Below are 13,987 nucleotides of genomic sequence, written 5' to 3'. Positions count from 1 at the left end.
AAATATCTTCTATTAGTAAAAAAACAATGTTATTGTGCGGAACTTTAACATTATTTTCCACAATAATACATGCTCAAAACAAACCTAATGTGATTATTATTTTTACGGATGATCAAGGATATAATGATTTGAGTTGTTATGGCTCTCCTCTGATTCATACACCTTGTCTTGATCGAATGGCTGAGGAAGGGTTGAAGCTTGAAAGTTTTTATGTATCTTCATCTGTGTCAAGTGCTTCGAGAGCCGGATTACTAACTGGTAAGCAAAATAATCACAATGGAGTGGATTGGGTGTTCTGGCCCGGAGAGAGGGGAATGCCTAGTGAGGAAATAACCATCGCTGAAGCGTTAAAAGCGAGAGGGTATGCGACTGGGTGTTTCGGCAAATGGCATTTGGGTGATTTAGAAGGAAGCTTGCCTACAGATCAAGGATTTGATCGTTATTTTGGAATACCTTATAGCAATGATATGTATATTGGTCCTTCTCAACAATTTGCATCAAATGTTACTTTTCGTGAAGGATATACGTTGGAAAAGGCTCTATTAGATCAGGCATTTGTCAGAAAAACAAGCGATAGGAATATTGTACGCGAGAAATTGGCTAACCTGTGCCCTTTATTTGAAGGTGATAAGATTATTGAGTATCCTTGTGATCAAGCCACTACGACTTTGAGGTATTTTGAGCAGGCAATTGATTTTATTGAAAATTGTGGGACACAGCCCTTTTTTGCTTATATTACTCCCAATATGCCTCACTATCCCTTATTCGCATCAGAACAATTTCGAGGTAAGAGCAAGAGAGGTGCTTATGGAGATGCAGTAGAGGAGATTGATTGGAATGTTGGTAAGTTACTGGATTTTTTGGACAAAAAGGGATTGTCGGAAAATACAATCGTGATTTTCTCATCGGATAATGGACCTTGGTTGGATAAAGGCGATGATGGAGGTTCTGCTTATCCTTTGAAAGATGGAAAGTTCTCTTTGTATGAGGGAGGACTTCGAGTGCCTTGTATAATTCGCTGGAAAGGTTCGGTTCCGGCAAATATAACGAGTGATGCCATTGTTGCCAGTATTGATATTTTTCCAACACTTATGAATCTTGCCGGTATTTCAAATCCTGAAAGCAGGGTAGATGGGGTTGATATTTCAAAATTTCTGTATGATCCGTCTCAAGTTATTCGTGAACGATATTTGTATATAAAAGATGGTATTATTAAAGGTATTCGAAAAGAAAATTGGGTATTTCTTCCCGAAACAGGTGAACGCATTTATAAAAAAAAGGATATGCCACAACTGTTTGATTTGAAAACAGATATAGGACAAAAATGTAATCAATTACATTTTTGTCCAGAGATCGTTCATGAGCTAGACAGTATAATAAAGAAAAACAATCAGTGATCTGCCACACTATATTTATTATTAATCTGAAATAAACTACTATAATCATATGATAAAATATTATTTTGTATTTTTAGTTTCTATCCTTTTGGTTGGCTGCAAAAATGATATTAATTATACACACATTTACACAAATCAATATGACCTGTTTAAAGAATTCAAACCTTCATCTACTGATGAAAAAGTAAATGGTACGCTTTCATTAGATATCAATACGAGTCAGCCTTTTCGTAAACAAACGATCCATGGGTTTGGTGCTTGTTTTAATGAGTTGGGATGGACTTCTTTAAATAAGCTGTCAGAGAGCGATCGCTCTGAAATCATGAAAGAACTGTTTGACCCTAAAACAGGGGCTTGTTTTAATATTTGCAGAATGCCTATAGGTGCGAATGATTTTTCTTTGGACTGGTATTCATATAATGAAACAGAAGGAGATTTTGAGATGAAAAATTTTACTATAGAGCGTGACCGGAAAACTTTAATCCCATTTATTCTTAATGCCAAATCGTTTAACCCTGATCTAAAAATCTGGGCATCACCATGGTGTCCTCCTTCTTGGATGAAATATAACAGGCATTACGCTTGTGCTTATACAGGAGAAGAGTATGATGAAAAGTATAGAAACGGATTGCCAAAAGACAAAGTCGGTTTTGAAGGGACAGATATGTTTATTCAAGAACCAGTTTATTTAGAGGCTTATGCTCTCTATTTTAAAAAGTTTATTCAAGCATATAAAAAAGAGGGTATTTCCATTTTTTCAGTCATGCCTCAGAATGAATTTAATTCTTCTCAAATATTTCCAAGCTGCTGTTGGACATCTCGAGGATTGACTTCATTTATTGGTGATTATTTAGGTTCGGCAATGAAAGAAGAAGGAGTGTCGGTAATGTTTGGAACCATGGAAAGACCTAATACAGCACTAGTCGACTCTGTGTTGCAGAATGAAAAATCCGCAAAATACATTCATGGCGTCGGTTTTCAATGGGCGGGCAAAGGTGCGGTTTCTGAAATTCATAAAAACTATCCGGATATGCTGCTTCTTCAAACAGAGCAGGAATGCGGAGATGGAAAAAACGATTGGAAAGGTTTTTTGTATTCGTGGGAATTGCTGAAACACTATATGAATTGCGGAGTCTCTATCTATGATTATTGGAATATCTCCTTGGAAAAAGGAGGTATTAGTAGATGGGGGTGGGCCCAAAACTCTCTTGTAGTCGTAGATGCTGAAACATCTTCGTATCAGTATAGTTATGAATATTATTTAATGAAACATATCAGTCATTTTGTGAAACCGGGTGCTGTTTATTTGGAAGCAAAAGGCAACACTCGCGAAACCCTGACATTCATGAATCCTGATAATAGTATTGTCGTTTTGATAATGGAGAATAGTGGCAAAGGTAAGATGTTAGATATTAAGGTGGATGGTAAATCTTGCACCGTTTTTATCAAGCCTAATAGCCTAAATACTATTTGTTTAAATAAATGATTGTTAGAATTGTTTTTATGAAATTAGAGTAAAATGGAGATAATTGCTACCTGTATTCATTGGTGCATAATGATATCATTATGAATAAAAAGTTATTTTATAAATAATATAGATAAAAAACAATAATTAGAATTATGAAAAGGATTTATAAGATCGAATCACTATTGGTTTCATCCCTGCTATTTTCCGCTTGTGCCTCTAAACAAGCTTTAGAACCAAAGAAACCATTGAATATTGTTCATATTATGTGCGATGACCATTCGTTCCAAACAATAAGTGCTTATGGACATCCAATCAGCCAACTGGCTCCAACTCCCAACTTGGACAGGTTAGCAGCCAAAGGTATGCTTTTTAATAAAGCGTTTGTTGAAAATTCACTGTCAACACCAAGTCGGGCATGTTTGATGACCGGTCTATATAGTCACCAGAATGGTCAACGTTATTTGGGAAAAGGAATTGATACGACAAAGATTTTCTTTTCTGAAATTTTGCAGCAACATGGATATCAGACAGGCATCGTTGGAAAATGGCATATGCAATGCGAACCGAAAGGTTTTGATTATTACTCTGTTGTCTGGGATCAAGGAGATTATTATACTCCTGCGTTTAAAACAAAAGAAAGCGATGGCAAATACATAAAGGAAGAGGGATATGCGACAACCTTGATAACCGATCATGCCATTAATTTCTTGGAGAAGCGCGATCACGATAAACCTTTTTGTCTGTTAGTACACCATAAAGCGCCGCATCGTAACTGGATGCCTGATACCCAATATCTGGATTTGTATGAAGATGTAGAATTTCCTTATCCTGAAACATTTAATGATGACTATATTACTCGTTGCGATGCTGCCCGCAGTCAAAGAATGCGAATAGCTGAGGATATGACCCTTATTTATGATTTGAAAGTAAATGAATTGATGAAAGAAGAAGAAAAAGCTGCAGATATTCAATGGGTAGATAAGGCGTGGAAAGAGTCTTTGGAACGGATGACCAAAGAACAGCGTGACACTTGGATCAATGCCTACAAACCCAAAAATGAAGAATTCCTCAAACAGAACCTGCAAGGTGAAGAATTAGTGAAATGGAAATACCAGCGGTATTTAAAAGATTATTTGCGTTGTATTAAAACTATCGATGATCAAGTCGGCCGCTTGCTGGACTATCTGGAAAAGGAGGGATTGATGGAAAATACCGCTATCGTTTATACATCAGATCAAGGATTTTATATGGGTGAACATGGTTGGTTTGATAAACGTTTCATGTATGAAGAATCGTTCCGCACTCCTTTGATTATTTATTGCCCGAACCAAACAAATGCAGGTAGTGTTTGTAATGAATTAGTTCAGAATATAGATTTTGCTCCAACTTATTTGGACTTGGCTGGTATAGAGATACCAGATCAGATGGAAGGTTGCTCTTTAGTGCCTCTTTTGAATGGGGAAGTACCTACAAATTGGCGTGAGTATTTATATTATCATTATTATGATGCCGGACATCATGTTTGTCGTCACGATGGAGTGAGAGATAGTCGCTATAAGTTAATTCATTTTTATGGAAAAGTAGATAATAAACCTATCCAAGCAGAAGAATTGTATGATTTGCAGAATGATCCAAATGAGTTGAATAACTTGTATGGAAAAAAAGAATACAAAGAAGTTGCGGAGCGTATGCAAAATAGACTTAATAAATTTCGTATAGACTTAAAAGTGGATGAGTATTGATATTATAAATAAAGGGGAAATAAAAACATTATATACAATAAATAGTTCAAAGAGGATATCCATTCAACCAATTATGGATGGAAGCAAGAAATATATTTATCGTTATGATTTTTATTTATATAATCTATATTGGAGAAAAAAATAATGTAATTCATAAGAATAAAAGGACGCGAATCGATTAAAAAGTCTTTTGGCTACTTATTTAAAAGAGGTAAATGCTTTATATCCGGAAAGAAATCCGAATTATAGAAAGAAAGTCAAATAACCGGATAAAAAACTTAGGCGGATTAATTCTGCATACTCATTAATAAAAAATATTATGAAACACAATCGAATAATAGCTTCTTTAACCTTATTTTCGCTCTTCCAAACAGGAACAGAGGCACAAGAAAACACTCGTCCGAATATTATATTTGTAATGACGGACGATCAGGGGAAAAACGACTTAGGTTGTGAAGGCAACTCTTATATTCACACCCCGCATATTGATGCCTTTTATGAACAGGCATTACGGTTTACAAATTACCACGTTTCTACTACCTCTGCTCCCACCCGCAGTTCAATCATGACCGGACGACATACGAACCGGTTGAATATGTTTCATACAATCAACGGACGTTCGTTATTGTATGAAGATGAAGTACTTTTACCTCAAATATTGGCCCAAAACGGATATGTAAATGGTATGTTCGGAAAGTGGCATATGGGAGACAATTATCCTTTCCGTCCAGAGGATAGAGGATTTCACGAAGTGGTACGCCATGGTGGAGGTGGCATAGGTCAAGGACCGGATTATTGGGACAATGATTATTTTGATGATACATTTTGGCATAATGGAAAGACAGAAGATTACAAAGGTTATTGTACGGATGTATTTTTTGACAATGCTTTGGAATTTATAGAAGCCAATAAAGATACGCCCTTTTTCTGTTATATTGCCACGAACGCTCCCCATGGACCATTAAATGTCCCTGCAGAGTATTTAGAGAAATATAAAAACGCAAATCTACCGGAAAATATAAAACGTTTTTATGGTATGATAACAAATGTGGATGATAACTTTGCTCGTTTGGAAAGAAAGCTGGAGGAATTGGGATTGCGAGAAAATACAATTCTTATATTTACTACGGATAATGGCACGGCCGGAGGAAACAGAGTGTATGATGCAGGAATGAAAGGTGGAAAAGGCAGTGTATATGAAGGTGGACATTGTGTTCCTTTTTATATTCGTTGGCCACAAGGAGGTATTGCCGGAGGTAAAGATGTAGAGGCTTTAGTGGCACATTACGATTTGTTGCCTACATTTGTTGATTTGTTAAATCTGGATTTCAATCCCCCAAAAGCGTTGGATGGTATCAGTTTGAAGCCTTTGCTATATGGTGAAGCCGAAAATTGGCCGAATCGCGTTTTGTATATGGATACTCAACGCGAGCTTAATTTGGTGAAATATAAAAGTTATACAGTCATGGATAACAATTGGCGTTTGGTAAACGGAAAAGAACTGTATGATATGAGAACAGATTTGGCGCAAAAACAGAATGTAATAGACGAACATCCAGAAGTAGCAGAAAGGCTATCTTTAGGCTATGAAGATTGGTGGAGTTCTATCATGGAAGAAGGTGTTAGTGAACGTTACGCATATATAAAGGTTGGAACAGAGAAAGAAAATCCGGTTCGAATTTCAGCACACGATATGCTCAATGGAAGTCTTTCTGTATGGCATCAAAATAGTGCTATTACGGCAGGACGTGCATCAGGTGTATGGAAAATCGAGTTCATTAAAGGAGGAACTTATAATATTAGTCTTTGCCGTTTTCCCCGTGAGAGCGGGCTGCCTATTAATTCCATATTTCCTAAGACTAATTCTCGGATCGAAATAGAAACACACACACCTGCCAGTACAAAATCGGATTTTACAGAGGCCTTTCTTTATCTTGCGAATGTAAGTAAAAAACAAAAGATAGCAGCCAATTCAACCGAGGTGAATTTTACAGTCACAATTCCGGCAGGTAAATATGATATGACTGCGGAACTGATAGATAAAGCAGATAGAACTTTTCCGGCATATTATATTTATATAAGCAGCCCATTAAAATAATTTAGAGAAGATATTAAATAGGAATTAAAAAACTCTAACAGTATTGATCATGAATAAAAAGTTTATGTTATTACCCTTATTGGCAGCTGGTGTGTTGAACATGTCGGCAAAAGATAAACAGCCCAACATCATTTTTATCCTAGCTGACGACATGGGATACGGAGATGTGTCTTATTTAGATGCCAAATCTAAAATTAAGACGGAAAATCTGGATAGAATGGCCCGTGAAGGGGTCGTTTTCACAGATGCCCATTCAAGTTCATCGGTAAGTACCCCTACTCGCTATGGTATTCTGACAGGACGTTACAACTGGCGTTCGACGATGAAACAGGGAGTTTTGAACGGTTATTCGAAAGCCCTGATTGCCCCGGGCAGGGAGACAATGGCTTCTATGTTACATAAACAAGGTTATACGACAGCCGGTATAGGCAAATGGCATTTGGGATGGGATTGGAATAATATTGAAGCTGGAGCAGATAGTGTTGATTTCAGCAAGCCGGTAGCTAACGGACCTAGCACCCGGGGATTTGATTATTATTATGGTTTTTGTGGTTCTTTGGATATGTCACCCTATGTTTATATCGAGAATGATATGCCGACTTCGCTGCCTGATAGGGAAACTGTCAATAAAGGAAAATACAGTTGGTGGCGAAAAGGACCGACGGGGGCAGACTTTGTCCATGAAGAGGTATTACCCAACCTGATAGACAGAGCTTGCCGTTATGTGAAAGAAAAAGCTTCTTCCGACCAACCTTATTTCCTTTATTTGCCACTTCCGGCTCCGCATACACCTATCTTGCCGGTAAAAGAGTTTCAAGGTAAATCCGGCTTGGGTGATTATGGCGATTTTGTATTGATGGTCGATGCGATGGTCGGACGTGTTTTACAGGCTGTGAAAGAATCGGGGGAAGATGAAAATACGATTGTTGTATTCACAACCGACAATGGATGCAGTCCGGCTGCCGGAATCGAAGAACTGATTGCTCAGGGGCATTATCCGAACTCGATTTATCGTGGGCATAAGGCGGATTTGTTTGATGGCGGTCATCGCGTACCGTGTATTCTTCGATGGCCGGGAGGTACCAAACCTCATCATGTAGATCAAACGGTTTGCCTCACTGATTTTTATGCGACTTTTGCTGCTCTGAACGGATATACCCTGATGGATTCCGAAGGAGAAGACAGTTATAATTTGATGCCGGCAATCGTTTCAGATTCAGATGTGTCTCCCATCCGGGAAGCTACGATACATCATTCAATTGCGGGTCAGTTCACCATTCGCAGGGGAGACTGGAAGCTACTGCTGTCTCCGAGTTCGGGAGGTTGGAGCGCACCGAAGCCGAATGATTCGACGGCATTGGCAACGTTGCCGCCAGTACAGTTATATAATATGAAGACTGATCCGTCCGAGCGGAAAAATCTTGAAGCGCAGTATCCGGACAAAGTGGCCGAACTGCGTTCCTTATTGGTGAAGTATGTGGAAGAAGGCCGAAGTACTCCCGGTAGACCTCAGAAGAATGACGGAAATTATCCCTGGAGGCAATTGAACGATGTCTTTATCAAAAAGTAACTCTGATGACATACAAGGAAAGGTCATCCTTTAATCTGAACATGACACGCTAAGCCGGAGATGGCGTGGGAACTCCGGTAACGAGATTAAACCCTCTGCTTGAGGTATCGAAAACAATCCCATAAGACAGCAATGTTGCCTATGGGTGACAGGATGACTTCTTATAGGTCACCATGCCGGCTTTCGGATTGTTGCATATACAAAGAGCAGGGGAAGACTTTTAAAAATGTTCAATTATGGCATTCTTTAAAAAAGTTCTTAAAAAGATGGGGGGCAAGTGGCACCCGCAAGCAGTTACCGTGGGTAAGCCCGTAGCTACGAAAGAGGTGGCCGACCGTTTGTCGCAGATTTCTACCGTGAGCCGAGCTGACGTCTATGCAGTCCTGATGGATCTGGCAGGCGTTTTGGCCGATTATATGGCTCAGGGACGGAGCGTGAAGATCGATGGTCTGGGTACTTTCTACTACACCTGTACCTCCAACGGTAACGGAGCCGAAACGGCCGACAAAGTGAATGCATCGCAGATCACCGGCGTACGTGTTCGTTTCATCCCCGAAGCCACGAAGAAGAGCGGCAGCAAGTCTATGAACCGCACGCTCGTAAGCGACAACATCTTCTGGATGGAGTTTAACGGCGCAGCTGAGACGACACCCGAAGAAGGTGGTGGAGAAGACCGTCCGGAGATCGAATAATCTTTCTCTGAACGAATAAAGAGGTATTGCATAGCTATTGTTTTATTCTTCAAAATGAAATAAAGTTATGCAATATCTTTTTTCAATGCATCTACCCTCCTTTGTTGGGTAAAATGTTTGTAGGAGCCACATTTGTGATAGCAACGAGTCCGGTGTTTGCGTCCGGTGCGGACCTGCCGGTCGTAAACCGACCCGTAGCTGTTGCTTCTCCGCGACAATCAAAGACCACGATAACCGGTGTGATATAGTCCTGTTTTATCCTTTACTTTTATCGACTGATTTTTTGAAGGCGTGCGGATAGTTTTCTTCCCTTAATCCCGGATTTTGCAAAATAATACCCGTATTTTATAAAAGTACCTATTGGATTTGTTTCTTATTTTTACCATTTCAATGTTTTGAAACCTAATATAACTTAAGATGAATAATCGTATAACGAAGTTTTTAGCCATAGCCCTGTTCTTATTGAGTATAAGTCAGATTGTAAAAGGGGAGGCGGTAGACGCTGTTACCGCTGCTACCCCGGTAAAGTTGAAAATAGAGGCGAATACCGATAAACAATTGGTACTGGATGTCTCTTATGAGGAAAATTCAGTTATCCGGGAAGCTCCTTTAGGATTGAATGTTGATCACCGTCTGCTGGGGAAAGACGTTCAGTTGCTTAACAAGGAAAAAAAGGAAAATAATACGCTTGTCTACCAATTACAACAAGCCGACGGAAGTCGTTTTTATCTGGATGCCCGGATATTTCCTGACGGGATTGCCCTGCGTTACCGCGTTCCGGCAGATGGACCTGTATGTATTTATGGAGAGGAAACATCGTTTATTTTCCCGTCACAGACTAAAGTTTGGTATGCCAGCGGTCCATTTCAATACGGCTGGTTGCAACAGTACCAGGAACGGGAGACTGACCGTATAGAAGGCGAGTTGTTGGCTCCGCCTGCGACTTTTCATTTACCGAATGGAATTTATGCGGCGATCACGGAAGCAAATCTGTTCAATTATCATGGTGCAGTACTGTTGGGTACAGCTCCGAACAAGGTACAGTTTGGTTATGTGGAAAATAAGGGACATGTGGAAACGGGAATAGTTACTGGCCTTCCTCCTGCTAAATATTGGCATGAAGAAGTGCGTAATATCCCGTGGATTGTTTCCCCGAAAGCGGAAAGTCAGGAAATTGTAACTCCCTGGCGTATCCTTATGTTGTCAAAAGATTTGAATGGCTTGGTAAATAACCAGATCATTGCTCAGGTTTCTGATCAGCCGAATAAAACGCTTTTCCCGGATGGAGCAAAGACAGATTGGATAAAACCGGGTAGGGCGACCTTTACGTGGTATGTGCAGGGTAGTGAGAAACTAAGTGTAGCTACGCAAAAACGGTTTGTAGACGGATGTGCTGAACTGGGTATTGAATCCGTAGTGGTAGACGATGGCTGGGAGTTGTGGCAACAAACAGAGAAAGAGGTAAACGGACGGACTAAATGGGAAATACTGAAAGAGTTGGTGGATTATGCCAAAGCCAAGAATGTGGATATTTGGGTATGGCGTTCTTCGTCTCCCCGTTCTGGAAATAAATCAGACATTGGTCTGGTGGATCCGCAAGAACGCACCAATTTCATGAAGAAATGCGCGGAAGTTGGGGTGAAAGGGTTGAAGATAGACTTCTTCCATACCGAAAACCTCTTTACGGTGAATTTGATGGAGAATATTTTGAAAGATGCCGCCAAAGAGAAGTTGATGGTTATCTTCCACGGTGTGAATAAACCGACCGGCGACTCCTATACCTATCCGAACTTGTTGGCGAAAGAGGCGGTGAGAGGTTTGGAATGTGTAGGTGGAGAGGATAGCTGGGCTCCGGGACCGGCTTGGCCTTATCACAATACGGTATTGCCCTTTACCCGTTGGTTGGTAGGAGCTGCCGATTATACGCCGATGAGTTTCACTACGCAATGCTCTCCCTCCGTCACCTTTGGATGCCAGTTATCATCCATTTATATGTTTACCTCCCCGATGTTGATCTTTGCGGCAGATGTGGATGAAATGTTGTCCTGCCCCGGACGCTCGTTTATAGAAAGTGTACCGGTGATTTGGGATGAAACGGTTGTATTGCCGGAAAGCGAGATCGGCAGGTTGGCTGCTTTGGCACGCAGAAAAGGGGATGTTTGGTATCTGACCGTCCTTAACGGAGAGGATGCCCGTACGTTTGATGCGAAGCTGGATTTCTTGCCGAAAGGGAAATATCAGATGGAAATAGCTACGGATGCCCCCGGCAACCGGAAACAGCTTGTGGTGAAGAAAAGTAAAGTACGTTCCGGCCAGCGGCTTAAAGAAGAATTGATGTCGGGCGGTGGCTTCGTGGCTCGTATTAGCAGGTATTAAAATATTATATTTATGAAACGGAATCTATTTATCACACTTTGTTGTATAGTTTCGATCGCGCTATCGGCGCAACAACAGGATTGCCGGTTATGGTATGACAAGCCGGCAAAAGATTGGAACGAGGCTCTTCCGGTGGGGAACGGCCGTTTGGGAGCGATGGTGTACGGTGACTATCGACGCGAAACCATTCAGTTGAATGAAGAAAGTCTGTGGGCCGGAGCCAAAAGCGATGCCAATGCGGCATCTGCCGACAAACTGCCTGAAATACAACAATTGTTGCTAAATGGAGAGATCGGAAAGGCGGTGGAGTTATCGGAAAAATACATGAAAAGCGATCCCTTGCGTATTCGTTCTTATCAGCCGTTTGGAAATATTTATATAGACTTATTGACCGGCCGGAGCGTTAATTCGGCTGTTTCCGATTACCGGCGGGAACTGGATCTGGAGACTGGCATTGCCTCTGTCTCTTATACGTTAAATCAGGTGACTTATAAACGTGAAGTGTTCGTCTCTGCTGAAAATGATGTCGTCGTCATTCGTTTGTCGGCCGATACGCCTGGCGCTCTGACGTTCCGGTTACATTATGACAGGGAACAGGATGCTACAGCCTGTCCGGTATCGGCCAATGAGTTGGAGATAAAGGGGCAGATTATAGATTTGCCGGAAGCGGAAATGGGTGCGATCGGTCCTCACATGCGTTTTGCTGGCCGGATTGCCGGGTTTCATAAAGGTGGGCAGTTGATGGCGTTGAACAATGCGTTTTATGTAGAAAAGGCAGACGAAGTTGTTTTTTATTTGACAGCTGCTACAGATTATAATTTTGCTAAGTTGGATGTCGACAGGGAAATCGATCCGTTGAAAACGTGCCAACAAATTCTTGCCCGGCTGGGTAAGGATTCGTATGAAAAAGTAAAGCAGGCGCATGTGGCAGATCATAGTAGTCTGTTCAACCGTGTGACGTTCAATATGGGCGAGTCTTCCATATTACCCACCGACCGTCGATTGGAACGGGTGAAAAACGGAGAAACCGATCTTTCCTTGATTACGCTTTATTTCCAATACGGGCGTTATCTATTGATGAATTCTTCCCGTGCTCCCGGTGTACTTCCGGCTAATTTGCAAGGGTTATGGAATGAAGATATGTATGCGGCTTGGAGTTCCGACTTCCATACGAATATCAATATCCAGATGAACTACTGGCCGGCAGAGGTTTGTAATTTGTCGGAGACGGTAGTGCCTTTTTCCAATTTCATCAATGCGCTCCGGGTACCAGGTCGGGTAACAGCAAGTAAAACTTACAATGCCAAAGGGTGGACGATGAATCACCTGACAGATCCTTTCGGTCGTACAGCCATTGCCGATGGAGTGGGATGGGGTACTTTCCCGATTGCGAGTGCTTGGTTGGTCTTACATCAATGGGAACATTTCCTGTTTAATGGCGATAAGGAGTATTTGAAGAACGAGGCGTATCCAGCTATGATGGAAGCTGCCGAGTTTATCATGTCTTATTTGGTGGAAGATAAAAACGGGTATCTGGTGACAGCTCCTTCCAATTCACCGGAAAACAGGTATAAGTTACCGAATGGTAAGACGTATATGCTGACATATGGTGCAACGATGGATGTTGAGATTATATACGAGTTGCTTCATGCTTGCCTGGATGCCGGTAAGATTGTTGGTGCAGACTCTAAGAATAATAAGAAGTTGTCTGAAACCTTGCGTAAATTACCGCCTATACGGATAAGCAAACGTTATCAGACAATTCAGGAATGGATTGAAGATTATGAAGAGGTCGAACCGGGGCACCGGCATATCTCTCATCTCTTTGGGCTTTATCCGGGTACTTCGATCAATTCAACCAAGAAGGATTTGTTTGAAGCTGCCCGTAAAACCATTGAACGTCGTCGTTTCTACAATGAGAATGAATCGAACCGACAAGGTTCGTACACCGGTTGGAGCCGTGCCTGGATGATTAATTTTTATGCCCGTTTGCAAGATGGGGAAGAGGCTGGCAACAATGTACAGATGTTACTGGCTAAAACAACCCAAAGCAATTTGTTTAATATCCATCCTCCTTTCCAGATAGACGGTAATTTCGGAGGTACAGCAGGTATTGCCGAAATGTTGTTGCAAAGCCATAATGGAGAAATTCATTTGCTTCCTGCGTTACCTCCCTTTTGGAAAACGGGAGAGATACGGGGATTGCGTGCACGGGGTGGCTATACGGTCGATATGAAATGGGAAGACAGTAAACTGGTTTCTGCTAAGATTTCTGCCGACAAACCGCAAAAGGTGAATGTCCGTTATGGGGATAAAGTGAAAAAAATACAGGTGTCAACAGGTACGGATTTCGTCATAAAATAAGAAAAATCCTCGATGAAATGGGGGTTTTTGGTCAAACTATAGTCCTATTGGTTGTATGACTATAGTGCTATGGTAAGTAGCACTATAGTGTCAAGTTGGTTGGCATAGTAGTGTTGCTTTTTTCAAATTAAAAAAACAGTTTTATTATATATATATTATCATTACTGTCCCGTAAAAGTGGATAAATAGTTCTTTGAAATAATTGAAATATAGTCTATTAGATACTACTTTTTAGGCGCGACGATTTGAAATCATACCTTTGAGGTCAATTAAGGTGACC

Annotated in this window: 8 protein-coding genes; all 8 read left to right on the top strand. The window is 41.0% G+C overall.

The window, feature by feature from the left end; translation table 11 throughout:
• The first annotated feature begins 26 nt into the window (after positions 1-26).
• The 8 genes from NBH15_RS15785 to NBH15_RS15750 all read left to right on the top strand — a co-directional run bounded on the left by NBH15_RS15785 (position 27) and on the right by NBH15_RS15750 (position 13,707).
• On the top strand, positions 27-1,397 hold the full coding sequence (locus NBH15_RS15785; protein WP_250823037.1) for a sulfatase-like hydrolase/transferase: 1,371 nt from the start codon (positions 27-29) through the stop codon (positions 1,395-1,397).
• A gap of 49 nt (positions 1,398-1,446) precedes the next feature.
• Positions 1,447-2,883: a glycoside hydrolase family 30 protein gene (locus NBH15_RS15780; RefSeq protein WP_250823022.1), complete on the top strand. Its 1,437-nt coding sequence runs from the start codon at positions 1,447-1,449 to the stop codon at positions 2,881-2,883.
• A 134-nt stretch (positions 2,884-3,017) separates the two neighbouring features.
• On the top strand, positions 3,018-4,607 hold the full coding sequence (locus NBH15_RS15775) for a sulfatase family protein (protein WP_128135647.1): 1,590 nt from the start codon (positions 3,018-3,020) through the stop codon (positions 4,605-4,607).
• A 319-nt stretch (positions 4,608-4,926) separates the two neighbouring features.
• Positions 4,927-6,705, top strand: a complete 1,779-nt coding sequence (locus tag NBH15_RS15770; protein ID WP_250823021.1) for an arylsulfatase — start codon at positions 4,927-4,929, stop codon at positions 6,703-6,705.
• A 49-nt stretch (positions 6,706-6,754) separates the two neighbouring features.
• A complete protein-coding gene (locus NBH15_RS15765) occupies positions 6,755-8,275 on the top strand; it encodes a sulfatase family protein (protein ID WP_244050520.1) in 1,521 nt (506 codons plus the stop codon).
• Between the two features lie 236 nt (positions 8,276-8,511).
• Positions 8,512-8,967: an HU family DNA-binding protein gene (locus NBH15_RS15760; RefSeq protein WP_128135486.1), complete on the top strand. Its 456-nt coding sequence runs from the start codon at positions 8,512-8,514 to the stop codon at positions 8,965-8,967.
• Positions 8,968-9,384: 417 nt separating this feature from the next.
• A complete protein-coding gene (locus tag NBH15_RS15755; RefSeq protein ID WP_128135487.1) occupies positions 9,385-11,343 on the top strand; it encodes a glycoside hydrolase family 97 protein in 1,959 nt (652 codons plus the stop codon).
• 12 nt (positions 11,344-11,355) lie between these two features.
• On the top strand, positions 11,356-13,707 hold the full coding sequence (locus NBH15_RS15750; RefSeq protein ID WP_250823020.1) for a glycoside hydrolase family 95 protein: 2,352 nt from the start codon (positions 11,356-11,358) through the stop codon (positions 13,705-13,707).
• The last annotated feature ends 280 nt before the right edge of the window (positions 13,708-13,987 follow it).

It is taken from the genome of Parabacteroides caeci (genome assembly GCF_023656795.1).
Taxonomy (GTDB): Bacteria; Bacteroidota; Bacteroidia; order Bacteroidales; family Tannerellaceae; genus Parabacteroides; species Parabacteroides segnis.
This window is presented reverse-complemented; position numbering and strand designations above follow the sequence as displayed.

Coding starts and splice junctions, on each gene's coding strand:
- NBH15_RS15780 (WP_250823022.1), top strand. CDS start 1,447: ATGATAAAATATTATTTTGTATTTTTAGTTTCTATCCTTTTGGTTGGC.
- NBH15_RS15755 (WP_128135487.1), top strand. CDS start 9,385: ATGAATAATCGTATAACGAAGTTTTTAGCCATAGCCCTGTTCTTATTG.
- NBH15_RS15775 (WP_128135647.1), top strand. CDS start 3,018: ATGAAAAGGATTTATAAGATCGAATCACTATTGGTTTCATCCCTGCTA.
- NBH15_RS15770 (WP_250823021.1), top strand. CDS start 4,927: ATGAAACACAATCGAATAATAGCTTCTTTAACCTTATTTTCGCTCTTC.
- NBH15_RS15785 (WP_250823037.1), top strand. CDS start 27: ATGTTATTGTGCGGAACTTTAACATTATTTTCCACAATAATACATGCT.
- NBH15_RS15750 (WP_250823020.1), top strand. CDS start 11,356: ATGAAACGGAATCTATTTATCACACTTTGTTGTATAGTTTCGATCGCG.
- NBH15_RS15765 (WP_244050520.1), top strand. CDS start 6,755: ATGAATAAAAAGTTTATGTTATTACCCTTATTGGCAGCTGGTGTGTTG.
- NBH15_RS15760 (WP_128135486.1), top strand. CDS start 8,512: ATGGCATTCTTTAAAAAAGTTCTTAAAAAGATGGGGGGCAAGTGGCAC.